The organism is Thermostichus sp. MS-CIW-36, from assembly GCF_054059035.1.
In genome coordinates, this window is the sequence record NZ_JBSSBR010000016.1 from 39,579 (window position 1) to 65,737 (window position 26,159).

The 26,159-nt window shown below is 58.6% G+C and carries 17 protein-coding genes and 1 pseudogene; 11 read left to right on the top strand and 7 right to left on the bottom strand.

Annotated features, from left to right (window positions below; genetic code table 11):
• The first annotated feature begins 399 nt into the window (after positions 1 to 399).
• The gene (locus ACVWVQ_RS08635; protein ID WP_457507968.1) at positions 400 to 1,446 is read left to right on the top strand and encodes a Fe(3+) ABC transporter substrate-binding protein; all 1,047 of its coding nucleotides are present in this window, start codon (positions 400 to 402) and stop codon (positions 1,444 to 1,446) included.
• 82 nt (positions 1,447 to 1,528) lie between these two features.
• On the opposite strand, the pseudogene ACVWVQ_RS08640 reads toward ACVWVQ_RS08635, so the two are convergent.
• A pseudogene (locus ACVWVQ_RS08640) lies at positions 1,529 to 2,637 on the bottom strand (RNA-guided endonuclease InsQ/TnpB family protein).
• 124 nt (positions 2,638 to 2,761) lie between these two features.
• Between ACVWVQ_RS08640 and ACVWVQ_RS08645 the strand changes: the two are divergent.
• From ACVWVQ_RS08645 to radC, 3 genes are read left to right on the top strand one after another with little or no spacing between them, the layout of a single operon-like run.
• Entirely contained in the window at positions 2,762 to 3,826 is a 1,065-nt protein-coding gene (locus tag ACVWVQ_RS08645) for a CIA30 family protein (RefSeq protein WP_457507970.1), read from the top strand.
• Positions 3,819 to 5,591, top strand: coding sequence for an ArnT family glycosyltransferase (locus tag ACVWVQ_RS08650; protein WP_457507972.1), 1,773 nt, complete (start codon positions 3,819 to 3,821; stop codon positions 5,589 to 5,591). The genes ACVWVQ_RS08645 and ACVWVQ_RS08650 overlap by 8 nt, the downstream gene beginning before the upstream one ends.
• Positions 5,592 to 5,598: 7 nt before the next feature.
• Complete coding sequence (gene radC, locus ACVWVQ_RS08655; protein ID WP_457507974.1) at positions 5,599 to 6,330, top strand: RadC family protein; 732 nt, start codon at positions 5,599 to 5,601, stop codon at positions 6,328 to 6,330.
• Between the two features lie 104 nt (positions 6,331 to 6,434).
• Here radC and fmt read toward each other — a convergent pair whose 3' ends face one another.
• The 3 genes from fmt to ACVWVQ_RS08670 form a co-directional block, all read right to left on the bottom strand.
• Positions 6,435 to 7,403 carry a methionyl-tRNA formyltransferase gene (gene fmt / locus ACVWVQ_RS08660; RefSeq protein WP_457507976.1) on the bottom strand — a complete coding sequence of 323 codons (969 nt, stop codon included), beginning with the start codon at positions 7,401 to 7,403 and terminating at the stop codon, positions 6,435 to 6,437.
• A gap of 80 nt (positions 7,404 to 7,483) precedes the next feature.
• Positions 7,484 to 8,212 (bottom strand): hypothetical protein, encoded by a 729-nt coding sequence (locus tag ACVWVQ_RS08665; RefSeq protein ID WP_457507978.1) that lies wholly within the window; start codon positions 8,210 to 8,212, stop codon positions 7,484 to 7,486.
• Between the two features lie 160 nt (positions 8,213 to 8,372).
• Entirely contained in the window at positions 8,373 to 10,097 is a 1,725-nt protein-coding gene (locus ACVWVQ_RS08670; protein ID WP_457507980.1) for an electron transfer flavoprotein, read from the bottom strand.
• Between the two features lie 110 nt (positions 10,098 to 10,207).
• On the opposite strand from ACVWVQ_RS08670, the gene ACVWVQ_RS08675 reads away from it, so the two are divergent.
• Both ACVWVQ_RS08675 and ACVWVQ_RS08680 read left to right on the top strand, forming a co-directional pair.
• Positions 10,208 to 11,341: an anhydro-N-acetylmuramic acid kinase gene (locus tag ACVWVQ_RS08675; RefSeq protein ID WP_457507982.1), complete on the top strand. Its 1,134-nt coding sequence runs from the start codon at positions 10,208 to 10,210 to the stop codon at positions 11,339 to 11,341.
• Between the two features lie 181 nt (positions 11,342 to 11,522).
• Complete coding sequence (locus tag ACVWVQ_RS08680; protein ID WP_457507984.1) at positions 11,523 to 12,971, top strand: DUF2079 domain-containing protein; 1,449 nt, start codon at positions 11,523 to 11,525, stop codon at positions 12,969 to 12,971.
• Positions 12,972 to 13,296: 325 nt separating this feature from the next.
• Here the strand turns inward: ACVWVQ_RS08680 and ACVWVQ_RS08685 are convergent, their stop codons facing one another.
• Positions 13,297 to 14,451: an RNA-guided endonuclease InsQ/TnpB family protein gene (locus tag ACVWVQ_RS08685; RefSeq protein ID WP_457507986.1), complete on the bottom strand. Its 1,155-nt coding sequence runs from the start codon at positions 14,449 to 14,451 to the stop codon at positions 13,297 to 13,299.
• 163 nt (positions 14,452 to 14,614) lie between these two features.
• On the opposite strand from ACVWVQ_RS08685, the gene ACVWVQ_RS08690 reads away from it, so the two are divergent.
• The gene (locus ACVWVQ_RS08690) at positions 14,615 to 16,615 is read left to right on the top strand and encodes a PhoX family protein (RefSeq protein WP_457507988.1); all 2,001 of its coding nucleotides are present in this window, start codon (positions 14,615 to 14,617) and stop codon (positions 16,613 to 16,615) included.
• Between the two features lie 166 nt (positions 16,616 to 16,781).
• Here ACVWVQ_RS08690 and ilvD read toward each other — a convergent pair whose 3' ends face one another.
• Entirely contained in the window at positions 16,782 to 18,479 is a 1,698-nt protein-coding gene (gene ilvD / locus ACVWVQ_RS08695; RefSeq protein ID WP_457507996.1) for a dihydroxy-acid dehydratase, read from the bottom strand.
• 373 nt (positions 18,480 to 18,852) lie between these two features.
• Between ilvD and fbp the strand changes: the two genes are divergently transcribed.
• From fbp to ACVWVQ_RS08710, 3 genes are all read left to right on the top strand, one after another.
• On the top strand, positions 18,853 to 19,851 hold the full coding sequence (fbp, locus tag ACVWVQ_RS08700) for a class 1 fructose-bisphosphatase (RefSeq protein WP_457507998.1): 999 nt from the start codon (positions 18,853 to 18,855) through the stop codon (positions 19,849 to 19,851).
• Positions 19,852 to 19,895: 44 nt separating this feature from the next.
• Positions 19,896 to 21,449 (top strand): glucose-6-phosphate dehydrogenase, encoded by a 1,554-nt coding sequence (gene zwf, locus ACVWVQ_RS08705; protein WP_457507990.1) that lies wholly within the window; start codon positions 19,896 to 19,898, stop codon positions 21,447 to 21,449.
• Positions 21,450 to 21,934: 485 nt separating this feature from the next.
• Complete coding sequence (locus tag ACVWVQ_RS08710; RefSeq protein WP_041436622.1) at positions 21,935 to 22,846, top strand: tetratricopeptide repeat protein; 912 nt, start codon at positions 21,935 to 21,937, stop codon at positions 22,844 to 22,846.
• Between the two features lie 2 nt (positions 22,847 to 22,848).
• Here ACVWVQ_RS08710 and dxs read toward each other — a convergent pair whose 3' ends face one another.
• Positions 22,849 to 24,795: a 1-deoxy-D-xylulose-5-phosphate synthase gene (gene dxs / locus ACVWVQ_RS08715; protein ID WP_414408984.1), complete on the bottom strand. Its 1,947-nt coding sequence runs from the start codon at positions 24,793 to 24,795 to the stop codon at positions 22,849 to 22,851.
• Positions 24,796 to 25,039: 244 nt separating this feature from the next.
• On the opposite strand from dxs, the gene cysK reads away from it, so the two are divergent.
• Positions 25,040 to 25,996: a cysteine synthase A gene (gene cysK / locus ACVWVQ_RS08720; RefSeq protein WP_011433569.1), complete on the top strand. Its 957-nt coding sequence runs from the start codon at positions 25,040 to 25,042 to the stop codon at positions 25,994 to 25,996.
• Positions 25,997 to 26,159: the final 163 nt, after the last annotated feature.

The window sequence follows — 26,159 nt, forward strand, 5'->3', positions numbered from 1 at the left end:
CTTCCAGCTTTTGCGGGTGTTGTCAATACTGCTCCGCGGGGCTCCGGCCACAGACCGATTGCTCAACAAGATCGGCAAGATCGGCTGGGTCGCCGGCCATCTCGAGTGCTGTCGAGAACAGGGGGAAGTTGGCCAGTTCCATCCCAAAGGGTGAGAGATGAGAAAAACTTCTAAGAGCTTGACCCAGTACTTGAGATCCTCTATCATTGCCCCAAGGCGAGGTTCTTGAATAAAAGTCTCAATAAAGCTGGCCTAAGATGAGGGTCAACAGAGTGAGATTTGCGGGAACCGCCTTTGTCCTTTGGGCGTAGCTTTCAGGTTTTTTCTCAGAGAGAGGCATGGCCAGCTTGGCCGGTCGAGCTCTGTCTCTTGAGATGTTTTTGAGCTTAGGAGTTGGGTATGCGCTTATCGCGACGGCAATTTGTCAGTGGAGCCACGCTAGGTTCTGCGGCTCTGGCAGCAGGGTCTCTTCTGCGTCCGGCCCATGGCGCCAATCGGGAAGTGAACCTCTACACCTCGCGGCACTACGGCACAGACGAGAAATTGTACGAACTTTTCCAGCAGAAAACGGGCATTACCGTGAATTGGGTGCAGGGCAACGCCGATGAGATCGTCCAGCGCATCCGCAGCGAGGGATCCAACAGCCCCGCCGACATCTTCATGACGGTGGATGTTGCCCGGTTGTGGCGCGCTCAGAACGAGGGCTTGTTTCAACCCATCCAGTCGGAGACGCTCTCCAAAAATATTCCCGAGTCTCTGCGGGATCCAGAGGGGTACTGGTTTGGCCTCACCAAGCGGGCGCGGGTGATCATGTACAACAAAGACAAGGTGGATCCCAAGGAGTTGTCCACCTATGAGGACTTGGCCAACCCCAAATGGCGGGGCAAGGTGCTCACCCGCTCCTCCAGCAACGTTTACAGCCAATCCTTGACGGCTTCGATCATCTTGGCCCACGGGATCCCGGAAACGGAGCAATGGGCCCGGGGCTTGGTGGCCAACTTTGCCCGTCCGCCGGAAGGGGGAGACACGGATCAGATCAAGGCCGTGGCCGCCGGGGTGGGAGACGTGGCTTTGTCCAACACCTACTATTTGCCGCGTTTGATCAAATCCGACAATCCAGAAGATCGCGCCGTAGCCGAGAAAATCGGCGTCTTCTTCCCCAACCAGCAGGATCGTGGCACCCACGTCAACATCAGCGGGGCCGGCATTCTGAAAACAGCTCCCAACAAAGACGCGGCCATCCAATTTTTGGAGTTTCTCTCCGGGCCAGAGGCGCAGGCCATTTTTGCCCAGAGCAACAATGAGTACCCGGTACTGCCCGGGGCTGAGATCGACTCGGTGGTGGCCAGCCTTGGCACCTTTAAGGAAGATACGATCAACGCCGCCAGCATTGGCCGCGTCACCCCTGATGCGTTAAGAGTCATGGATCGGGCAGGTTGGCGATAGGGGTTGGGATCGCCCAGAGCGCCGGGGTGGCCGAGAGTCTTCTTCATTGGCTCCCCGGCATGGCTTATGGCTCGGCCATAGATCAAAGCCAAGCCTCAGATTTTGGTCTTGAGACGTGACATACTCCCGCACTCATGCTGACGTATAGATAGAGAGCGGGCTTTCGGTAGCCCTGTAGTTGGCAAGCCAACCACGTTCGCGAAGCCAGCCGTAGGCTTAGCCTCTGGGCTGGTTTACAGCAGCCCCCAAAAGCGCGATCATATTTGCCCCATTCAAGTCCGCATTCCCTTCCCATCCACAATGCTCACACTCAAACTTCTTCTCACTGCGATAGGATCGCGCAGGGTCGGGATGGATGTGCAGACACCGGTGGCAAGTTTGGGATGTATAGGCAGGCGGAACAAGAATCAGAGAAACCCCTGCACGCAGAGCCTTGTACTCCAGAAACTGTCTCAGTTCTCCTTGCCAGACAGCCGTTGCAGCAGTTCTCTGCATCTGCGCCGCCAACTGCGTGTGCCCTTACCGGCTTTGCGTTGGAGTACCGCCCTCAACCGCAAGTAGTGGTCTCGGACGCTGTTCAACTGCTGTCCATTCCAGTTGTCCCCCTCTGACGTATGGGCAATATCCGTCCTGCCCAAATCCACCCCCAGCACCCTATCCGTGCGTTGCGGTGGGGACGGCTCCGTTTCCACACAGATTTGAATGGAGTAGGAACCGTCTTTGCGCTTGACCAGAGTGGCCGATTTGGGATTGGAGCCTGCCAACTGTTCTCTCTGGTAATGACCAATTGCCAGCTCAAAGCGTTCTCGACCCTCCACCGTGGTCAGCGACACCGTCCAGTCTTTCTCGCGGAACGAAAAGAGACGAGCATCATAGGTAGCAAAGCCGCCCTTGTTCGCGTTAGCGTCGCGTAGCGACAACGCTTTGACCGGGCGGTTTTTCTGTTGTGCCACTTGCGGGCAGACGCTGTCTGTCTGCAGACCTGTTGAGCCAAATTACTGGACAAGCCGAAACAGGCACGGATTTCGTGGTAGCACAGAGATTGGAGTTTGACTGCGTTAACTACCTTCTCGGGTGTGTTTTGGTTACCCAGTTCAACGCCTGGAGGAAAGCATCCAAGGTCGCATCCAATTTTGCGGCTTGCGACTCAGACACCTTGAGCTTGCAGGAAACGGTCAGGACTTGGGTCATGGCCTTGTTATTATTATTGTATTGATATTGATTATTGTATTTTCCTCGGATTCTTCCCGGCCCTCGACCTGCGGGCAGAAGGCGGGGCTCCTGCGGCTTCTAGCTGAAGAGACGAGGTAGACTCATGCCTTGGGATCTGGGGCGGTTCTGGAACACACTCACCTACTATGAGGCCCTGCCTTTGGCGGAGGTGTGGCGTTGGGTTCAGAATGGGTTCCAGGCCGTGGAGGATGATTGTGTGCTACCTTCTCTTGCCGAGTCGGCTCCTATCCAGGTGGGGGTAGTGGGGGAAGGTTTGCCTGACGGGTTGGCGGAGGCGCTGCGGCAGCAGGGCGTGGAGGTGAGCCATACGCCAGATTGGGCGACAGCAACCGTGATCCTGGGTTTGGGGGATCCACCAACGGCCAAGGCTTATCTGGAGCAATTGCGCAGCAGTGGGCAAACGGAGCGGATGCTGTTCGACTTTCGCCGGCCCAACCCGGATTTGCATCGGTTTTGGGGCATTTTGGACGATGTGGTCATGGGAGGGGTGAGCCAAAGCCAGTTGCAGTGGGGGGAGGGGCAGCTTCTGTTTACAGGGCAAGTTTCCACGGCCAACTTTGGGGGGTTTGTTTCCACGCGCACCCGCAATTGGCAGCCGCCGCTGGACTTGTCGGGGTTTGCCGGTCTGGAGCTGCGCCTGCGAGGGGATGGGCAGCGGTATAAGGTCTTACTGCGGGATCAAGGCGGCTGGGACAGCCCCGCCTACGGCTATGCGTTCGACACTGCGCCGGGAGAAGAGCAGACCGTTCAGATCCCCTTTGCGGAGATGGTTGCCACGTTCCGCGCCCGCCTTGTGCCTTCGGCTCCTGCGCTCAATACTCGCCAGATCTGCTCTCTGCAGGTGATGTTGAGCAAGTTTGAGGCGGATGGCCGCTTGAACCCCCGTTTCCGACCGGGGCCTTTTCAACTGGGCTTGCGCTGGATTGGGCTGTATCGTCGGGAGCCTCTGCCGCAATTGATCGGGGTGGCGCGGGGATCCCTTGCCCCGGAGTGGATAGCTGCCCTGCAGGGTAGCTCCAGCCGTTGGTGTGGGGTGGAAATTCCGGCGGAGATGGAGGGATCCGCTCTGGCAGCCCAGTTGCTGCGGCTGATGCGGTCGCCTCAAAATGTGGGCCGGGTGGAACGATGGGCGGCCTTCCATGCTTAGGTTCCCGGCCTGCTTGCCTTTCAAAGGATCCCTGGGATGGGCCTTGGGGATGGGTTTTTTGGCCGGGCTATGGCTCCTATGGGGGCAGGGGATCCCCTATCTGTTCGACTGGGATGAGCTGATCTACGCCAGCTTGGCGCGGCAGATGCTGGCCAGCGGGGATCCGCTCTCGTTGGCGATCAACGGGGAGCCCTTTTTTGAAAAGCCGCCCCTGTTTTTTTGGCTGCAGGCCCTGTCCATGGCTGTTTTGGGGATGAACGAATGGGCGGCGCGGTTGCCCAATGCCTGGGTGGGCGGGATCACAGTGGCGCTATTGGTGGGGTGGGGATCCCATCTGCGTGGGGTGGGGTTTGGCTGCCTGTGGGGGATCCTACTGCTGACGGGCTACCTGCCCTTGTTTTTTTACAAAACCGGCCTCATCGACCCGCTGTTGAATCTGGGGATGGGGGTGGGTCTGGGATCCCTGTTGGCCGCGGATCAGGCGCGTCGGGTGGGGTGCTCCGGTCGGGTTTGGAAGGCGGTGGGGGCGCTGGCTCTGGGCTTGGCGGTGTTGGCCAAAGGGCCGGTGGGGTTGGTGTTGCCCCTGGCTATCTGGATCCTCTACAAGCTCTGGCAACGGGATCCTCCCCTTCGATGGGGGGAGAGCCTGGTTTTCCTCAGCCTAGCTGTGGCTATTCCCCTCACTTGGCTGGCGTTGGAGGGGGTGCAACGGGGGCCGCAATGGGTGGAAGAGTTTGGGCGCTACCAATGGCGCATCCTCACCACCTCGGATGGGCATCCCGGCCCGGTTTATTTTCATCTGTTGGCCTTTGCCCTAGGGTGCTTTCCCTGGGGTTCTTTGGCTTTGGCCGAGATCCTGCAGCCCATCCCCAGGAGCGTGGGCTCGGTGGATTTGACTCGGCGGGCAGAATCTCTGCTGTTGGTGGCTTTTGGGGTGGTGCTGGCCCTGTTTTCGCTGCTGGTGCAAACCAAGCTGGTTCACTACACCTCGCTGCTGTACCCCATTGGGGCCTACTTTGCTGCCCTGCGCTTGCAGCGCCTGGTTGCTGAGAAAAGAGGGCCCAGTTTTTGGGAAAGTGCCTGGATCCTGCTCAGTGGCTTGTTTTGGCTGGCCCTGTGGCTGTTGCTGCCCTGGCTGGGATCCCAGGATCCCATCCTGCTGATGTCGGTGGCCGAGAAAAGATTGGAAGCTTTGGGGATCCCTCTTCCCGAGCTTTTCCAGAGCCTATCGGACAGCTTGGCGCTGGGCTATCTGCAAGCCGATGTGGATTGGCCCGGCTTCGCCTATGGCCCTGCTTTGCTTTTGGTGCTGGGGGGGCTGGCCTGGATCGGGGGTCGGCACAAAAGTTGGGGATGGGCGATCCTACTCTTGGCCACCGGACTGAGCGCCCAACTGGCCTGGTGCTGGGTCTTCCCCCGCCTGCTGCAACACACCCAGGGAGGAGCCGTCCACTTTTTCCGGCAGTTTGCCACTTCCGAAAACAACGCCCAGCCGGCTCTCTCTGGAACGGTGGGCCTGTACGGCTTTCGCTCTTTTGTACCCTATTTTTATAGCCCGCTGCAGGTTCCCTACGCCGCCAGCCCAGAAGAGCTGGCCGACTGGCAAGCCCAGGGGCAGGCGCCCGACTACCTGGTTACCTGGGATCCCTTTGTAGCTGAACTTACAGCTCCCGAGGGCGAACAGGCAGCCATTCTGGGATCTTGGCGGGTCGTCGAGCGCCGCAGTCCCTTTTGGCTGTTGAAAAAAACCTCTTCTCCTCCCTAGGCCCCAGATGAGCCAGTACGTGCTGCGCATCAGCGATATTCCTGCCCAAGATCGTCCCCGCGAGCGGCTGCTCAGCCAAGGGGCAAGGCACCTCTCCCACGCCGAGCTGCTGGCCATCTTGCTCAACACTGGCCAGGGGCCAGGCAAGCTCTCGGCAGTCGGCCTCGCCCAGTTGCTCCTGAAAAAGTTAGAAGCCCAAGGGGATCCCTTGGCCCAGTTGCGCCAGGTGGAAGCCGGAGAGCTGATCCAGATCGAAGGCATTGGCCCGGCCAAGGCAGCCACAGTGTTGGCCGCCATCGAGCTGGGACGACGGGTGTTTTTGAGTCGTCCGCCAGACCGGACAGCCATTGAGTCGCCAGAACAAGCGGCTATAGCTCTGAGTGGTGACTTGATGTGGGAATCTCAAGAGCACTTTGCCGTCTTGCACTTGGATGTCAAGCACCGTCTGCTCAGCCAGCAGATTGTAACCCGGGGCACCGCCACCGAAACCCTGTCTCATCCGCGGGAGACTTTCCGCAGCGCCATCAAACAGGGGGCCAGTCGCATCCTCGTCGCCCACAACCACCCTTCCGGCAGCTTGGATCCCAGCCCAGAAGACCTTGCCCTCACCCGGCAACTCTTGCAAGCGGGGCAACTGCTACAGATCCCGGTCTTGGATCACCTTATCCTCGGCGGCGGACAGTTCCTCAGCTTGCGCCAGCGCACCAACCTTTGGCAGGAGTTTCCCCAGCCGGAGTAGTCTTCACCCCCAGCCTTTCTCCCAGAGAGAGAGAGTAGAATCAAGGCAACGGACAGGTTCGCCGTCTTTGGGTTGGCCGCGCTCAAGGGATCCCTGTATGGCTCTCAAGCATCCGGGAGTGGCTCAAAACGCATCCCCACCTTGAGCTGGCCGCCATTGACCAGGTCCCAAGCCGATTGTTCTTTTCTGCCAGGCAGCTGCGCCCGCCGGATCAATAGGGATCCCTCTCCTGTGGCTACGTAGATCCCTTCTCCTCTGGCCAACCCCACCACTTCTCCGGGACTGCCCTGGGGGATTTCAGGGGGTGGCGAGTGCAGTTGGGGAGAGGCGGAGCGGACAATTTTGATCCGCTGCCCCCTCAAACTGGTGAAACAGTCGGGAGAAAAGGCGCGGATTTGGTTGTGCAAGGCCTGGGCAGGGCGCTGCCAGTCGAGGTGAAAGTCTTGTTTTTTGAGCAAAGGGGCGTAGGTTGCCCGGGATCCATCCTGAGGAATAGGGGTGAGTTCCCCTTTCTCCAATTTCAAGAGCGTTTCCACCAAGAGTTCTGCCCCCAGTTGAGCCAGTTGGGGTGCCAATTCTAGGCTGGTTTGCTCTGGCCCAATGGGTAGCTTGGCCTGGAGCAGGATGGCCCCCGTATCCATTCCCTCATCCATGAGCATGGTGGTTACGCCGGTCTCGGTTTCGCCGTTGGCAATAGCCCACTGGATGGGGGCAGCGCCACGATAGGCGGGCAGGAGGGATCCATGCACATTCACACAGCCCAGCTTGGGCATCTGCAACACCGTCAGGGGCAAGATCTGGCCGTAGGCCACCACCACAAACACATCGGCAGCCAGCGCCTCCAGAGCCGCCAGCACTTGGGGATCCCGCCGCAAGCGGACAGGCTGCCACACAGGGATCCCGTGGGCTTGAGCCAACACTTTGGTAGCGGGCGGGAGCACCTTTTGCCCTCGCCCCTGGGGCCGATCCGGCTGACAGACCAATCCCACCACTTCAAAGGGAGACTGCGGCTGCAACAGGATCCGCAGCGAAGGCAGGGCAAACTCTGGCGTGCCGAAAAAAACAACCCGCATGGCCAACCCCAACGAGCACTGTCCTTCAGAATACGCTCAGCCAGCGGCTGCAAACGCTCGGCTACTTACTATCTCCTCCGTCAACTGACACCCGGAGATTCAGTCTGGGAGGCAGGAGAAGGGGGTGGCGGCTTATCCAGCGGAGAGATTTCTCTCTCTGAGATGGGGGATCGCCCGGTCAAGGGCACCTGCGGGGACTGCCAAAAGGCAGGCTGTTTGAGATCGAACTCTTGGCTCCAGGCCGGGAAAAAAGAGCCCAGTTTCTGCCCAGAAAGCCGCAGCCGTTGCAAAAAAGTCCATTCCAGACGGGTTAAGGCTCGCCGCAGAAAATCCCTAGCCCAATCCGGATCCGGGGCTTCTGCCGCCTGCAAGTTCACCTGCAGGAGGCCCAGTTTGGGATGGAAATGAACCCGTGCTTGGATCCCTTCCGGACGCAACAGGTAATTGAACACCTGCTGGATGGCCACCTCATCCCCCCGCTGAGCGCGATACAGAGGGCTGTTGGGGTTGGGCTGGGGCTGGTAGCGCCACTCGCGGTGCCATTCTGGGATCCCTTCATTGGCCAGAAAGCCAAACAGCTCCACCTGACGTTGCCTGTGGGTCAGCGCCATGTGCTCCAATGCCGGCGAGAGGCTCCCCAGCAAAGCATCCGGCTCAGGCAAGGGATCCCCCTCTAGGCGCAGCAACAGGCGGTGGCCGGAAAGCCGCGCTTGTACCTGAAGATGGCCCAACCCCAGGGATCCCAGGGCTTTTTGCAGATCGGCCAAAATGGCGGGCAGAGGAGCCTGGACATCCAAAGAATCGCTCACCGACAAAAGATCCTCAACAAGCCGTAACTCAACCTAGCCAATTTCCTAGGTTGCTTGGATCCCTGGGATCGCCGGCCAAGATGGCCAGATCCATTCACCTCAGTTGCTAGACCCCCAGGATCAGGCGAGCTGCAGCGAACTGAGTTAACCTCAGCAACGGCTACAGCCCATAGAAATCCGGCCCGGATCCCTCGTAGCTGGGGTTGACCCGCAAGTTTAAGTGGGGACAGATGATCTCGCAGGTGCGGCACTGGATGCAGTTTTCCAAAGACATGGCATGGGAGCGGATGCCATTTTGGTCGCGGATGTGGTGTACCTCGGCTGTGCAGTCGGCAACGCAGGGGGTGGGGCGATTCAGCTTGTCGTAGGTGGCGATGCACCGGCGGCAGGTTTCGGCGTCGAACTCCAGGATGTGACGGTTGCCTTCGGGGTAGCGGGGATCCGCAAAAAAAACCGCATCGGGCCGCGAGAAATAGCCCGGTCGAGCGGCCAATTCCTGGGGGGCCAGGGCTGTGGGGGCCACAAAATCCGCTTGAATGGCAGCGTGGGGGGCCACATAGCCTCGCGGGGGTGGCTCGCTGGGGCTGACCCGCCCGGTGAGCAGGGTGTAGGCGCGCAGAGTTTCTCGTCCGCGGCGAACGGGATCCTGTAAACCCCAGCGCAGGGATCCCAGCCAGGGATGGCCGGCATCGACGCTGCGGCACACCTGAGGCAAGTATTCTTCCAGCAAGCGGGAGTTCTCCAGAAAAGCCTCGCGGAAATAGCGACTGCGGTAGAGGTTTTGCCCCACCGCACTTTCCATCACCGCCCTTTGGTAGTCGGCCTGGATGCGCAGATCCCCTTTCAAGAAGCCATCGTGAATGAGGCCCGCCGCCAGATAGCCGGTTTCCATGGCATTATCCACCCCGGCCAAGCTGCCCACATCCAACACCCCCAGCGCATCCCCCAACAGCAGGGCTCCCTCAACGCCAAACCGGGTGGGCAGGCTGTGGTAGCCCCCTTCGGGAATCACGGCAGCCCCGTACTTGAGCAACTTGCCGCCGGCAATCAGGGACTGGATCCAGGGGTGAGCCTTGAACTCCTGCAGACGTTGCTGGGGGTTGAGGTTGGGGTTTTTGCTGTCGAGGCCGATGATCAGACCTAAGGCCAGGCGATTGTCTTTGAGGCCATAGACGAAGCCGCCGCTGAAGCTGCCATCCAAAACCGGGTAGCCCAAGGTATGCCACACCTGCCCCTGCAGGGACTGGGGGATCTGCCACACCTCTTTGACCCCCACCGACCACAATTGCGGGTTGGGGCGCAGTTGAAACTTCTCGATGAGATCTTTGGAAATGAAGCCTTTGTCGCCAAAGCAGGTGAGTTCGGCAAAGATGCAATCTTCGTAAACTTGGCCGGAATCGCTCGCCCGCACCCCAATCACCCGCTCCCCGTCGTAGAGGATTTCATGGGCGGCAAAGCCAGGGAACACATCCAGGGTAACGTTCGGGATCCCTTTGGCTTTTTCCTGCAGGGTTTCGGCCAGCCAACGGATGACGTGGCTGAGGGTGAGAATGAACTGCCCCTGCTTGCGAAATCCCGGCGGGATCACCGCTTCCGGCAGATCCCAGCGCTGTTGGGATCCCAGCACGCTCAGATGATTGGCTTCCACCCGCCCTTCATGGGGAAATCCTTGGCTTTCAAAATCGGGGAAGAGCTTGGCGATCACCTGAGGATTGCAGATGGCGCCACTGACGATGTGACCGCCGAATTGGCGGGCTTTTTCCAAAATGGCGATGGAGATTCTTAGCCCGGATAGCTTGGCCAAATCCAAAAGGCGATGGGCCAAGATCAAGTTGGAGGAACTCCCCCCCACCAACAGAAGGTCGTAGCGGATGGCTTCACTCATCCTCTCCACGCGGTAGCTCCGGATACGCTGCCTGTATCTTAAAAAGGGGAGGGGAGAAAGAGGGCAAAACTTTAGACCTTCTCAAGCCTCTGGTGCGAGCCCCCAGCAAGATGATCGTCGTCGGCCTAATGTCGGGCACTTCGGTAGACGGGATCGATGTAGCCATCGTCCACCTGGAGGGTGACGATCCCCTACAGTGGGAGTTAATGCATTTCCAGACGATCCCCTATTCCCCAACGCTGCGGGCAGAGATTTTGCGGGCTGCGGATCCCAAAACCGGCATGGTAGATCGCATCTGCGCCTTGAACTTTCGTTTGGGCCGAGCTTTTGCCGAAGCGGCCTTGCAAGGGATCCAGGCGGCCCATCTTACCCCCCAACAGATCGATCTCATCGGCAGCCATGGCCAAACCCTTTGGCATAACCCCAGTGGGCCAGAAGCTTCGACTTTGCAAATCGGTGAAGCTGCAGTGATTGCCGAGCTGACCGGGATCCCGGTGGTGAGCAATTTTCGGGCGCGGGACATGGCGGCAGGAGGTCAAGGCGCACCTTTGGTAGCTTTTGTGGATTGGCTGCTGTTGAGGCATCCCCACCTTCATCGTGTGGCCCAAAACATCGGCGGCATTGCCAACCTCACCTATCTCCCCAGCCTCTGCAGTGGGGGATCCCCCTTGGCCTTCGACACTGGCCCCGGCAACATTTTGATCGATCTGGCGGTGATGCGGGCCAGCCAAGGACAACAAGCCTTTGATCGCGATGGAAAATGGGCTGCCCAAGGCCAAGTCCACTGGGAAAAAGTTGCAGAATGGATGCGGGATCCCTATTTTCAAAAGGCACCGCCCAAAACCACTGGTCGGGAGTATTTTGGATCCCTTTATTTGGAGCAAATTTGGACCCAATTTATATCTGCTCACGACTGTATTGCCACCCTCACAGGGTTTACGGCCTGCTCCATTGCCCAAGCCTATAGGGACTTTTTGCCCGCGACCCCAGATCAAGTTATTCTCAGCGGTGGCGGCACCCAAAACCCTGTTCTCATGCAACTGCTGCAGGAGCAACTGCCGACCACAACCCTGTTGACTTCCGACCAAGTGGGGATCCCTTCTAAGGCCAAAGAGGCCCTTGCCTTCGCGGTATTGGCCTATAAAACCTGGCAAGGTAAGACCAACAATTTACCGGAAGCAACTGGGGCAAGACATGCTGCCATCTTGGGCCAAATCACACCCTCTTGTCGTAACCAGTCCTAACTCATCTGTATCGTTATCTCCAACAAGCTTGAGCCATTCCTCATACTCCCGAGGAAAGAGAAATGTCCGGAATTGCGGCGGAGCCTCTGCCGAATCCAGATCTCGCTAGGATGTCACGCAAGGCTGAGAAAAGCGATAAAGTTACCTTGCCAAGATCTATAAATCAAAAGCCCTAGTTCTTATGAAGGATCGTCCTCTGCCTCCACTTCTGCTGGCAATCATGATTTTTAATTTCTTCATTCTCTTTGGCTGTAGTGTTGTCCGGCATCACCTGTTTCAGTCTGGAGGATATGATCTTGGCATCTTCGACCAATCCATCTATCTAATCAGTCGGGGAGAGGTTCCGTTTTCGACCATTCGAGGGATCCACATCTTGGGAGACCACGCAGCCTTTATTCTCTATCCCATCAGCTTTTTGTACCGCATTGTCCCCTCGGTCTATTGGCTGTTTGGGCTCCAATCTCTGGCGTTAACCTTGGGAGCATTGGCTATTTATCACCTTGCGCTTCAGGCCAAGATCAATCCCGGCCAAGCAATGGTGATTGCCGGGGCCTATCTTCTCTACCCGGCCATTTTTAACGCCAACCTTTTTGATTTTCATCCAGAGGTCATAGCTGTTCCTCTTTTCTTGGCGGCTGTGCTCTGCATTCGCTCTGGAAAATTGAGGGGGTTCCTTCTCTGTTTGAGCGGCATTCTTGGCTGTAAGGCGGTGTTATCTCTCAATGTTGTTGCTCTGGGAGCCTGGCTGTTGCTTTGGGAAAGAGGACGAATTCAAGAACGCTGGCAATGGCGCTGCCAAGTGGGCGGCTGGACGGCAATTGCAGCAGGATCAGCTTGGTTTGGGATAGCCACTTTTGGGGTCATTCCTCACTTCAGCGGCAGCGAGCCGGCAGCCGTTTCTCATTACGACTATCTAGGGAATTCTGTTGCGGAAATTGTTCAAGGTTTAATCTTGAGACCGATGCTGGTTTTGAGCAAAGTCTTCTCTCTGGACACCCTGTTTTATGGATTTTTATTGGTTGCGCCTTTGGCTTGGGGCCTCTCTTGGCGGCATTGGGATCCCTGGATCCCTGCCCTGCCTACCCTGGGTTTGAATATACTCTCCAGCAATCCTGCCTATCGGGATCTGGTACATCAATACGCTTTGCCTATCGTTCCTTTCTTGTTCTTGGCCGTCATCGAGAATGTGAAAAACCATCCCTTGCAGAGCCATTTTATAAAAGATAGAAAATTGCCTCTGATCTGGTCTTCGCTGGCCTTTTTGGCCTTGGGGAAGTACACCTTTTTCGGCTCGATTTATCTCAGCTCCCTGGACACTTGGCAGGCAACCCGACAGGCTCTTGCCCAGATCACCACCCAAGGGGGCGTTCTCACCACCCATGAGATCAGCCCTCACCTCACCCATCGACTTGTAATCTACTTTACAGATGAGAGACGCTTCAATGGATCCCCGCCCTCTCAGTGGGATCCCTTTGATTATGTGTTGCTCAACACCCGTCATCCGGGGTGGCGCAGCACTACAGAGTTCTCCCGCATCCTGATTGAAGCTTTACAGAAGGAAACTCAATTCCAGCTTCTGTACCACCAAGATGGGGTGTATTTGTTCTCTAGGTTACGAAAAGACCTCTAAGAATCGCATAAGAATCGCAATTCTAAGGACTGCAGACTACTTTATTGGCACTTGATCTAATTGACTTAAACCAAGTCTTCTTCTCGTTGTTGCAACAAATGATTAAGAAACTGCTGCTTCAATCTAAAGAAATTGTTTACACTTGCAAGGCTTGATCTGAGCTTAGTCTTCTCTTAACTTCAAGCCACTAACTTTGTAGTGCCTATCCTCATGCGCGAATAGAGTAGCGCAGGGGTTAGGTGCTGTTTTATAAGACTCGCCAAGTTTCTAAACAAAACTTGTCAAGACAAGAGGAGAAGTCAACGTAAACTACCCGACACCCGCGCTACGCGCAGGGTGCAGGCTTTATCCCAATCCCTAGCGGCCCCAGAGGACAGCTAAGTTTCGGAATTTCAGGCGAGTTTACAGTCGCCCCAAGGAGAGAGATCACCTGAGCAGCGTTATGGTCAGCATCCCCTTCCCACCCACAATGCCCACACTTGAACGACTTACCATTGCGGTAGGACTTACCCCGCTCAGGGTGGATGTGCAGGCATTTATGGCAGGTCTGACTGGTGTAGGCAGGCGGCACCAGCACCACAGGTACTCCAGCAATGGCAGCCTTGTAGGCTACAAACATCCTGAGCTGGTAGAACGCCCAGTTGTTAGTCCTGCGCCGTTCGGCTTTGCTCCGAGGTTTCTGATTCAGGCACTCTCGAATGCCCGTCAAGTCTTCAAAAGCCAGTGCCGCACCAATAGCCTGGGCATCCCTGACCAAGGTTTTGCTGATGTTATGGTTCAGCCATGTCTGGTAGCGCCGTTCTCTCCCAGAGAGCCTTCTCAGCAGCCTCCTAGAGCTGCGAGTGCGTTTGGATTGAACCTTGGCGCGTACACGGCTGAACCGGTCACGGACGGCCTGGATGTGCTCTCCACTCCAAGAGCGTCCGTTGCTAGCGGTGGCGATATCCCGCCTGCCCAAGTCAACTCCGATTACCTTTGGAGTTTTGCCAGTCGGGGGAGTATCCAGCTCAACAGCGATGTTGATGTAGTAGTCCCCTTGCTTGGTCTTGGACAGGGTTGCACTTGTTGGCTCCTGGCCTCGCAGAAGCGCTATCTGGTAACCACCGATCTTGAGCTTGAGCCAGACTCGCCCGCTCATCAGGGTCACACCAACAGTCTGTTCAGACTCTCGGTACCTAAAAGTACGCGCGTCCAAAGTCAGACTGGTGGGGCGGAACTTGTGGACTTGCTTCACCGCCTTGGCATTGCTAATCACCCGACGGAGCGCCTGACAGACGTGGTTGGCTTTCAGCCCCGTTGCTGCCCTTACCGGCCGATAGACCAAGTGGTGCAGCTTGGCGGTGTTCCAGCAGTTCTTTTGTTTGGCGGCGTCGAGAATCTGGTTGCAAGCGTTCGCAAAGCCCTGCAAAGTGCGGTCAATCTCTTGACGCAACTCTTGTGGGACTATCAGCTTGCAACGTACCGATATAGTCTGGCTCATGGGCTTATTGATTGTAGTTCATCCAGACTTTGGCCGGCAAACCTATATATGAGGAGGGCTTTCCTCCCGACACCAAGCCTGCGGCTATGGTGCGGGCCTCCAGCCCGAAAATTTGGTGAGTATCCATTCGCATGGCCCTAAGCTTCGTCCTGGAGACGAGCCTATGTGTAACCACTCTCCCAACCCCACTTTCAGCAGCATCCTGGAGAGCCGTTTGCAGCGGCGTCAAGTGTTGCAGGGGGGAATTGCTGCGGCGGTGGCCACCTTTTTTGGCTTGCCTGCGCTGAACAGTGCTTCCAAATCGGCAAAAGCCGCCAGTGGCAGTGCTTTGCTGGGCTTCAAGGCAATTCCTGTGAGCGCGGAAGACAAACTGGTGGTGCCCGAAGGCTACACTGCCCGACCGCTGCTGGCTTGGGGTACTCCCATCACCGGCACCTATCCACAGTTCAAGCTGGAAAACACCGGTGCCGAGCAGGGAATGCAGGTGGGTACCCACCACGACGGCATGCACTTCTTCCCCATCGAAGGGAAGGATCCCTGGCAGGGCAGCTCCACCGAGGGTTTGCTGGTGTTTAACCACGAGTACGTCGAGCCTCGGTTTATGCATGCTGCGGCTGTGGGCCAAAAGCTGGATTCCGACTTGTATCCCACCAATCCTGATGGCAGCCGCGATCCCGACCAGGTGCTGAAAGAGCTGAATGGCCACGGGGTGAGCATTGTCCACATCAAGCAGCAGGGAGACGGCAGTTGGGAAGTGGTGCGGGATCGCCTCAACCGCCGCATCACCGGTCTTACCCTCATGGAGATCCAAGGGCCAGTGCGGGGATCCGACTTCGTGAAAACCAAGTTCAGCCCTGAAGGCACAATGACCCGGGGTACTTTGAACAACTGCGCCCACGGCGTCACTCCCTGGAATACCTACCTTACTTGTGAGGAGAACTGGGCGGGCTACTTTAGCAACACCAGCAAAGGCCCCGACCAAAAGCCCAACCTGCCCCGGGAGCACAAGCGCTACGGCGTAAGCACCAAGACTTCCCGCTACGGCTGGGAGCTGGCCAGCAACAAGGCAGACGAGTTCATCCGCTTCAATGCCACCCCCACCGCTGCGGATGCCACTCAAGACTACCGCAATGAGCCCAACACTTTTGGCTGGGTGGTGGAGATCGATCCCTTTGATCCCAGCAGCACTCCCAAGAAGCGCACCGCTCTGGGCCGCTTCGCCCACGAAGGCGTGGTGTTCCAGCCGCCGGTGGAAGGCCAGCCGATTGTGGCCTACATGGGGGATGATGCCCGCTTTGAGTACATCTACAAGTACGTCTCTGCCGAGCCCTACCGCAAGGAAACGGCGGGTGGACATCTGTTGGACAATGGCACCCTGTATGTGGCCAAGTTCAACGAAGATGGCACGGGCGAGTGGCTGCCGCTGGTGTTTGGGAAAAACGGTCTAACCCCGGAAAACGGCTTCACCAGCCAAGCAGATGTGTTGGTGAATACCCGCACGGCGGCGGATTTTGTCGGTGCTACTAAAATGGACCGGCCTGAGTGGGGAGCGGTGGATCCGCAAACCCGCATGGTCTACTTCACCCTGACCAACAACAGCCGTCGGGAACAAGACCAGGTGAACGCTGCCAACCCCCGTCCCAAAAACAAGTGGGGTCACATCATCCGTTGGAAGGAAGCCAACGACCGGCCTCAAGCCACCCGTTTCGAGTGGGATCTCTTTGTCTTGGCCGGGCCGCCTGAAGATAGCCGCACCCTATCAGGTCAACCCCTCAATGCAGACAACATCTTCAACTCTCCCGATGGGCTGTGGTTCGATGCCAGCCGTCGCCTCTGGATCCAGACCGACACCAGCGACAGCAATCTCAACCAAGGGGATTTTGCTCCTTTTGGCAATAACCAAATGTTGGCTGCCGATCCGGATACAGGGGAAATTCGCCGCTTTTTAACCGGGCCGATTGGGCAGGAGATCACCGGTGTGGTCACCACTCCCGATCAGCGCACCATGTTCATCAACGTGCAGCACCCAGGCGCCAGCACCAGCGAGGACGACTTTGCTGCCGGCAAGGTCAATTCCCGCTGGCCAGACTACGACCCCAATCTCTACCCCCGCTCGGCGGTGGTGGTGATCACCAAAAATGACGGCGGGATCATCGGTACCTAGTTGTCTCTGAGGCCGTCAGCCCATAAAACCCAGCGGCAGGGATCCTTCATCTCTGCCGCTTTCTTGCACTTAACCCAGCAAGGCTGATCCCTGCAGGGTCAGGAATCTGGAGCTATCTCTCAAGTACCAATTCTCCCTCTGGGAGACGAGCCGGGGGTGAGGGAAATTAATCCCACAGGTTCAAATCCGTCACTGCTCCCAAGCTGCTGCTGGAGACCAGCTTGGCGTACTTGGCTAGGGTGCCCCGTTTGTAGCGAGGCTCAGGAGGAGACCAGCGGGCGCGGCGGCGAGCCAGTTCTTCATCGCTCACGTGCAGGTGTAATAGGCGAGCCGGAGCATCGATGGTGATAAGATCCCCTTCTTCCACCAGGGCAATCGTGCCCCCCACATAGGCTTCGGGAGCCACATGGCCCACCACCATGCCGTAGGTGCCACCGGAGAAGCGGCCATCGGTGATCAGGCCAACGCTATCTCCCAAGCCAGCGCCGATGATCGCCGAGGTGGGCGAGAGCATCTCCCGCATGCCGGGGCCACCTTTGGGGCCTTCGTAGCGGATCACCACCACATCCCCTGCTCGGATCTGGCCGGAGAGGATGGCCTGCAGGCAGGACTCCTCTGAATCGAAGACCCGCGCCGGCCCGGTAATTTTCGGGTTCTTGACGCCGGTAATCTTGGCTACTGCTCCTTCGGGAGCCAGATTCCCCTTGAGGATGGCCAGATGCCCTTGGGGATACAGGGGGCTGTGCCAAGGGCGGATCACCTCCTGATCCGGGCTAGGCTCGTCCGGCACATCCCGCAGGACTTCGACGATGGTCTGGCCGGAGATGGTGAGGCAGTCCCCGTGCAGCAGGCCGTGGTTGAGCAGCATTTTCATCACCTGGGGGATCCCGCCGGCTCGGTGCAGATCGGTGGCCACAAACCGTCCTGAAGGCTTGAGATCGCAGAGGACAGGCACGCGAGCACGAATGGTCTCGAAATCATCTAGCGTCAGGGGCACTTCTGCCGCATGGGCAATGGCCAGAAAGTGGAGCACGGCGTTGGTGGATCCCCCTACGGCCATGATCACCGAGATGGCATTTTCAATGCTTTTGCGGGTGATGATATCTCGCGGGCGGATGTTGGCTTTGATGGCCTCTGCCAAGACCTTGGCCGATTGGGCGGCACTTTCGGCTTTCTCTTCGTCTTCTGCAGCCATGGTGGAGGAGTAGGGCAGACTCATCCCCATAGCCTCAAACGCGCTGGACATGGTGTTGGCCGTGTACATGCCGCCGCAGGATCCGGCACCGGGACAGGCATGGCGCTCCACCGCCAGCAGCTCTTCCTCGGAGATGCGCCCGGCACTGAACTCCCCTACGGCTTCAAAAGCGCTCACGATGGTGAGGTCGCGGCCATTGTAGTGACCCGGCTTGATGGTGCCGCCGTAGACGAAGATCGAGGGTACATTGAGGCGGGCCATGGCAATCATCGCCCCCGGCATATTCTTGTCGCAGCCGCCGATGGCCAAGAGGCCATCCATGCTCTGGCCGTTGACCACCGTCTCGATGGAATCGGCAATCACTTCCCGCGACACCAGCGAGTATTTCATCCCCTCCGTGCCCATCGAGATGCCGTCGCTGATGGTGATGGTGCCGAACACCTGGGGCATACAGCCCGCTGCCTTCAGAGCCGCCTCCGCCCGCTCCGCCAGAGTTTGGATCCCCATGTTGCAGGGGGTGATGGTGCTGTGGGCGTTGGCAATGCCGACAATGGGCTTGCCGAAGTCTTCGTCGCGAAAGCCTACGGCCCTGAGCATGGCGCGGTTGGGGGAGCGCTGTACCCCTTGGGTAACCACTTGGCTGCGCAGCGGGAAAGGGGAATTGGCCATCATTGCAAGAGGAAACCGGGACGAAGTAGGGAGAGGAGAAAAGGGGTAGAACTCATCCTACCGCGTTTCTTCGGGGGAACATGAGCTTTCCCGGAAAGAGGGATCCAAACCAAATCTGAAGCAACTCTGTAAGTTGTCTGCACCTGCGCCAGGAATCGGCCAGCCTACCTAATAGAAGGGATCCCAGGTTCCAATCGCCCTGGCAAGACCGAGTCCTTGCACTCCGGGTCAAGACGCAGGGGTCGGGGATCCCTTGTATGGGTGTTTTTCTTTCGTGTTGGCGAAGCCTCGTATGGTTCTCAGCTCTCCTCCCTCCCCGCCGGTAGTGTCCAGCAGCGCCGACCGCGTTGGCGGGACAGAGTCCTCACAGGAGATGTTGCGGGATGTGCTCACCCTCTCCCGTCATGTTTTGCAGCAGTTTGGCAGTTTTACGGCAGAGGCCCAAGACTTCAGCGCCCTGATGAACCGCATTGCCCTGGCCGGCAAGATGATTGCCCGGCGGCTGAGTCAGGCAGGACTGATCGAAGGGGCGCTGGGGGTTACCGGCAGCCTCAATGTCCAAGGGGAAGAACAGCAACAGATGGATGACTATGCCAACCGGGCCTTCATTCGCGCTTTGGAGCAAACGGGCCTGGTGTGTCGGCTGGTCTCGGAAGAGATGAAAACCCCGGCTCGCCTGCCGGAAAACTGCTCCCTCAGCCGCCTGGCCCTGATGATCGATCCCCTGGATGGATCCTCCAACATTGACGCCAACCTCAGCGTTGGCTCTATCTTCTCCGTCCTTCACCCTCTTGAGGATCGCCCGGAAGCGGACAACCAAGACCTGCTGCAACCGGGCCGTCGCCAACTGGCTGCGGGATATATTCTCTACGGCCCCAGCACCCAATTGGTCTATTCCGTCGGCAAGGGGGTACACGGTTTTACGTTGGATCCCAGCTTGGGGGAATTTATCCTCTCCCGCAGCGACATCCGCATTCCTGAACGCGGTTCCGTCTACAGCCTCAACGAGGGCTATTTCTGCCACTGGAGCGAAGGGATCCAGAACTATGTCCGGTATGTTCACCGCCGCGATGGCTACGTCTCCCGTTACAGCGGCGCTTTGGTGGCGGATTTTCACCGCATTCTGCTCCAGGGCGGAGTTTATCTCTATCCCGGCACCCAGAAAAAACCGGAGGGCAAGCTGCGCCTGATGTACGAGGCCAACCCCCTGGCTTTTCTGGCCGAGCAGGCGGGCGGGGCAGCCACCACCGGCACCGAGGCCATCCTGGATATCGTTCCCCAATCCCTCCACCAACGGGTGCCCCTCATCATCGGCAGCCGTGAGAATGTGGCCGAAGTGCTGCGCTGCCTGGAAGGTTCTCTGACCCCCTAGCCACTCTTTTCCCCAACCCTATCCACCCAAGCTGAGCCGACTCTATGGTGACCCTGGCTGAAAACCCCCTCCGCGTTGGTCTCAACCAAGAGCGCACTCCGGATCCCTGTATTTTGGTACAGTTTGGGGCTTCTGGGGATCTGGCGGCCCGCAAGCTGATCCCGGCCTACTATCGGCTGTTTGTGCAGCGACGGCTGCCGCCGGAGTTTACCTTGGTGGGGGTGGCCCGCCGCGATTGGACTCACGAGGTTTATCGGGAAAAAATGCGGGCTGCCGTGCAGGAGTTTGCCCCCCAGGACTTGGGGCCGGAGGCCCTATGGCAGGACTTCGCCAGCCGCCTGTTCTATTGCCGCCTGGATATCGGGGATCCAGAAGGCTATCTTCGCCTGAAGCAACTGCTCAGCCAGTTGGATGAGGAGCGGGGCACCCGTGGCCACCGGGTGTTCTATCTGGCGGTGGCGCCGGACTTTTATGCTCAGGCCATCCAACAGTTGGGGGCAGCCGGTATGGTGGCCGATCCGACCAAAACGCGGGTGGTGATCGAAAAGCCCTTCGGCCACGATCTCACCTCGGCCCAGGAGCTCAACCGCATCCTGCAGCGGATTTGCCAGGAAGAGCAGGTCTACCGCATCGATCATTACTTGGGCAAAGAGACGGTGCAGAATTTGCTGGTCTTCCGCTTTGCCAACGCCATTTTTGAGCCCCTCTGGAACCGCAACTACATCGACCATGTGCAGATCACCGTAGCGGAAACCGTGGGGGTGGAGGATCGGGCCGGCTACTACGACACTGCCGGCGCCCTGCGAGACATGGTGCAAAACCACCTAATGCAGATCTATTGCCTGACGGCCATGGAGCCACCTGTCTCACTGCGCAGCGATGGGGTGCGCAACGAAAAGACCAAGGTGCTGCAGGCCACCCGCCTAGCGGATCCCCGCAATGTGGCAGCCGCAGCGGTGCGGGCGCAGTACGGCCCTGGCTGGATCGCCGGTAAGCCGGTGCTGGGCTATCGGCAGGAGCCCAATGTCAATCCCCAGTCCAAAACCCCCACCTACGTCGCTCTGAAACTGGAGTGTGATACTTGGCGGTGGAAGGGAGTGCCCTTCTACTTGCGCACTGGGAAACGCCTGCCCAAGAAGGTTTCGGAGGTGGCCATTCACTTTAAGCAGGTGCCCCTTTCCCTGTTCCAATCGGCAGCTCGGGAGGTGAGCCCCAATATCCTGGTGCTGCGTATCCAACCCAATGAGGGTATCTCGTTGCGCTTTGAGGCCAAGATGCCGGGGCCAGAGATCCGCACTCGCTCGGTGGACATGGATTTCCGCTATGGGACGGCTTTTGGAGCGAGTACACCGGATGCTTACGATCGCCTGCTCCTGGATTGTCTGTTGGGGGATCCAACGCTGTTCACCCGTGCCGATGAGGTTGAAGCGGCCTGGCGGGTGGTGACGCCGGTGTTATCGGCCTGGGAGTCTGAGCCCGGCAGCGGCAATGGCGGCGGTGCTGCACCGCCTCTGTTCACCTATGAGGCCGGCACTTGGGGGCCAAAGGCTGCCGAAGATCTGCTCACCCAATCGGGGCGGCGGTGGCGGCGCCTCTGATTTGGCTGCTCTCGGCTGGTAAACCATGGCCTATCCACCTCTGTGTAAGCCGGGGCACCCTCAGCAACAGGCAGAAGAGCATGCCTCTAACCCCCAAAACCCTGAACTTTGCTGAATTTACTGAGCTTTAGGCGGTTTGGCAAAAGTCATTGAGAGGGATATAGTAGACCAAGTTTCCCCCTGATCCTTGAGTCCACCGCAACGGTTGCCGGGAAGTGAAGGGGGAAAGCGCTCGGGGGGTATTCCTCAGGGCTTTGCGGGATACCGCCTTCCTGTTTGGACTCCGTCCCGCTGACGCGAACAGAGATAGGCAGGATGCGATCGCTTCTTTCCTGAACCATGTTCAGGAGAGTTCAGCGTGAATGTATCAGCATGAGCAGCTCAAGAGCCCTTTCAAATGGCCGCTGCAGAAGAGAACACCAAGACGTAGGGATCCCCGGCTGTTGCAGCTAACATGGGCATGGCCTGTTTATTGCGTGGGTATCATGCCGCCACTGTTGTTCCGGTTATCCGTCCGGCCCTGGCGAGCCTTGTCGGTGGGCCTGGCAGTTGTGTTGGGGATGGGAGGGTGGAGCTCTGCCCAGGCCCAGGTGTTGCTGCACGTCCCTCTGCCCAATGGGGGCTTGATGCAGGCCCAAGCGCTACAACTGGCCACCGACTCGCTGCGGCTGGCCCAGTTTGGTCAAACGGAAGAAGCGCTGCGCCGCCTGCAACTGGCCGTGGCCATGGTGCCCAACTCCTCAGAGCTGCTCTATGTTTTGGGCAACGTCCACCTAGAACTGGGGGACTTGGAGCAGGCGATTGCCTCGTTGCAGAAGGCCCGCGCCCTGTCTCCTCAAGATGGGGCTGTTCTCTACTCGCTGGGATCGGCTTATTTGCGGCAGGGCAGCTACTTTGCCGCTGCTGAAACCCTGGAACGAGCGGTTGCCCTGCAACCGGATAACCCCAACGCTCGCTTCCAACTGGGCAATGCCTACCTCATGCTGGATCGGTGGGATGCGGCCCGGCAGGAATATGAGAAGACCTTGCAGTTGGATCCCGCCTACTGGCCGGCCATGAACAACATGGGCTTGGTGGACTATGAGCAGGGGGATCTGGACGCCGCCATCGATCGCTGGGAACGCACGATAGAGATGAACAATGCCGTAGCAGAGCCCTATTTGGCCCTGGCGACTGCCCTCTACATTCGGGGAGAAACCGAACGGGCTGAGGAACTGGGGGCAAAGGCCATGCGCTTGGATCCCAACTATGCCCGCCTGCAGGTGTTGCGGGAGAATCTGTGGCGGGAAAACCTGCTGCGGGATGTGCAGATCCTCCTGCGCACCCGCCCTGTTGCAGAAGCTCTGCAGCAAGCCGCCATCGAGCAGTTCAACCGGCGGATGGGCCTTTCGGAATAGGCTCAGGAATTGACAGTGGGAACTTCCGCAGGGGATCCCTTGAGAACTCGTGCCTGAAACTTGGCCCGAATCCGCTCGGCAATCCCGGCGCTGTTCAAGCCCAGTTCTGCCAAGGATTCCTCGGGAGTGGCGTGCTCCACCCACACATCCGGCACCCCCAGGCGCAACAAAGGCACTGTCAGGTCGGCGTCGAGCAGGGCTTCGGCCACTGCCGAGCCAAACCCACCCATGAGGCAACCTTCTTCCACCGTCACCACCAAGCGGCTCTGTTCGGCCAAAGGCAGGATCAGCTCGGTATCCAAAGGCTTGGCGAAGCGGGCATTGACCACCGTGGCTGAGATGCCGTGTTCTTTCAAGATCTCCGCCGCCTGCAGGCTGGGATGCACCATCGACCCATAGGCCAGGATCAGCACCTCGCCGCCGCTGCGCAGCACCTCGGCTTTGCCGATGGGCAGGGGTTCCCACCCCTCTTCTGCCAGAGGCACCCCTACACCCGATCCGCGCGGGTAACGCATGGCGATGGGGCCCTGGGTGTACTGGATCCCGGTCACCACCATGCGCTGTAGCTCCGCTTCATCTTTGGGAGCCATTAGCACCATTTCCGGAATGCAGCGCAGATAGGCGATGTCGTACATGCCTTGGTGGGTGGGGCCATCGGCTCCTACAACTCCCGCCCGATCCAAGCAAAAGAAGACCGGCAACTTTTGGATACAGACATCGTGGATGATCTGGTCGTAGGCCCGCTGCAAGAAGGTGGAATAAATGGCCACCACTGGCCGCATTCCCTCACAGGCCATGCCAGCCGCCAACGTTACAGCGTGCTGCTCGGCGATCCCCACATCCACAAACTGATCCGGCAGCTTTTCCTTGAGCTTATCCAGGCCAGTGCCCGTATCCATAGCGGCGGTGATGCCGATGATGCGGGGATCCCGCTCGGCCAGCTTGCAGAGGGCATGGCCAAAGACCTTGCTGTAGCTGGGGGGCTTGGGCTTGGTGGGCGGGTAGGGCTTGCCGGTGGCCAGGTCGAAGCGGGATTGGGCGTGATACCCCACCTGTTCAGCTTCGGCAGGCGGGTAGCCCTTGCCTTTGACGGTGGCCACATGCACCAGTACCGGGCCGGAGATGCCGTGGGCCAACTCAAAAGCATCCAACAACTCCGCCAGGTTATGCCCGTCCACCGGCCCCACGTAGGTAAAGCCCAGCTCCTCAAAGATGATGCCTGCCTTGTTGTTTTGCACGGCGGTAACCAGCTTCACCGTTTCCTTGAGGCGGTCAATTTCTGGGCTGAGGCTGGATCCCAGTAGGGGCAGGTTCTTCAGTTGCTCTTCTAGGCTGTCGGCCAAAAACTGCACCGGCGGGCTGAGGCGCAGGCGGTTTAAATAGCGAGGGATCGCCCCCACATTGGGGGAAATAGACATGCCGTTGTCGTTGAGCACCACCATTAGGTTGGTCTTGGGCAGGTGCCCGGCGTGGTTGATGGCTTCATAGGCCATGCCTCCGGTCAGGGCACCATCCCCAATGATGGCCACCACCTTGAAGTTGTCTCCCCGCCGATCCCGAGCGATGGCCATGCCCAAAGCTGCCGAGATGCTGGTGGAAGCGTGCCCCGCCCCAAAGTGATCGAAGCGGCTCTCGCTGCGCTTCAGGTAGCCGGAAATCCCCCCCTTCTGGCGCAATGTGTGGAAATTGTGGTACCTGCCGGTGAGCATTTTGTGGGCATAAGCCTGGTGCCCCACATCCCAGATCACCTTGTCTCGATCCAGATCGAGGGTCTTGTAGAGGGCCAAGGTCAGCTCCACCACCCCCAGCCCTGGCCCCAGATGACAGCCGACCGGGGAATTGGCAGCCGTCTGCAGATGTTTGTCGCGAATCTGGCGGGCTAGGCTGCGCAACTGGCTCAGGTTCAGGTTTCGGAGCTGGTTGGGATGAGTGATGTCACTCAGGTGCATAATGGACTCGTCCTTCCGGTGTGATCTCACTCTAATTCATTTTCAGGAGGGGTTTTGTAGCCCTCCCTCTCAAAACTTCAAGGAATGCAGGGATCCCCCTTAATGCTGGGCCAAGGGCAGTGAGATCTTGAAAGGGGCACGCCAAGGAGCTTATTCAAGGGTTAGCCTCGCGTAAGGCCCTCGGTTGCTCCGGAGTTAAGGGCTAGGGCCCACTGCCGCGATGGTTTCTTCCTTTTTGTTAGCCATGAAAATCGCCGCCAACATCACCCAGCTCATCGGTCGCACCCCGCTGGTGCGGTTGAATCGGATCCCGCAATCGGAGGGGTGCCTGGCCGAGATCGTGGTGAAATTGGAGAGCTTTAACCCTGCCGCTTCGGTGAAAGACCGCATTGCCGTCAGCATGATCGAGGCTGCCGAACAGGCCGGTTTGATCACCCCCGGCAAGACCATCTTGGTGGAGCCCACCTCTGGCAATACCGGCATTGGCCTGGCCATGGCCGCTGCTGCCAAGGGTTACCGGCTCATCATCGTCATGCCTGAGAGCATGAGCCTGGAGCGGCGACTGCTGTTGAAAGCCTACGGAGCAGAGGTGCACCTGGCCAGTAGCGCCGGCGGCATGGGGGAAGCCATCTGGAAGGCTGAAGAGATCGTCCGCCGCACTCCCAACGCTTACATGTTGGGCCAGTTCACCAATCCCGCCAACCCCCGGATCCATGCCAGAACCACCGGCCCGGAAATTTGGGAAGATACCGATGGTCAAGTGGATATCCTGGTGGCAGGGGTAGGTACCGGCGGCACCATCACGGGGGCGGGCGAGTTTTTGAAGGGGAAAAACCCAGCCATTCGACTGGTGGCCGTTGAACCCAAGGCCAGTGCCGTCTTGAGTGGTGGACGGCCCGGCTTTCATCGCATTGAAGGGATCGGAGCGGGATTCGTGCCTGATGTGCTGCGGCGCGACCTGCTGGATGAGGTGATCCCAGTGGAAGATGAAGAGAGCATGGTCTACAGCCGGCGCCTGGCCAAAGAAGAAGGGATCCTCTCCGGCATTTCCACTGGGGCTGCCTTGGCGGGAGCCATCCAGGTGGGGCGGCGACCGGAAAACGCTGGCAAGCGGATTGTAATGATCCAGCCTAGTTTTGGGGAACGCTACCTGAGCACACCTCTTTTTCGCGACTTGGAGCGGGATTCCGATTCGAGATGACGATGATGCTGAGACTGCTGCCCTACAGGTCGCCCTGGCCCAGAGGGTGAGCTAGCATGGGTGAGAGTGACGTGGCGGAACGGCAGACGCGCTAGACTTAGGATCTAGTGCCGCAAGGCGTAAGGGTTCAAGTCCCTTCGTCCGCATGAGAATCCCCTACTTC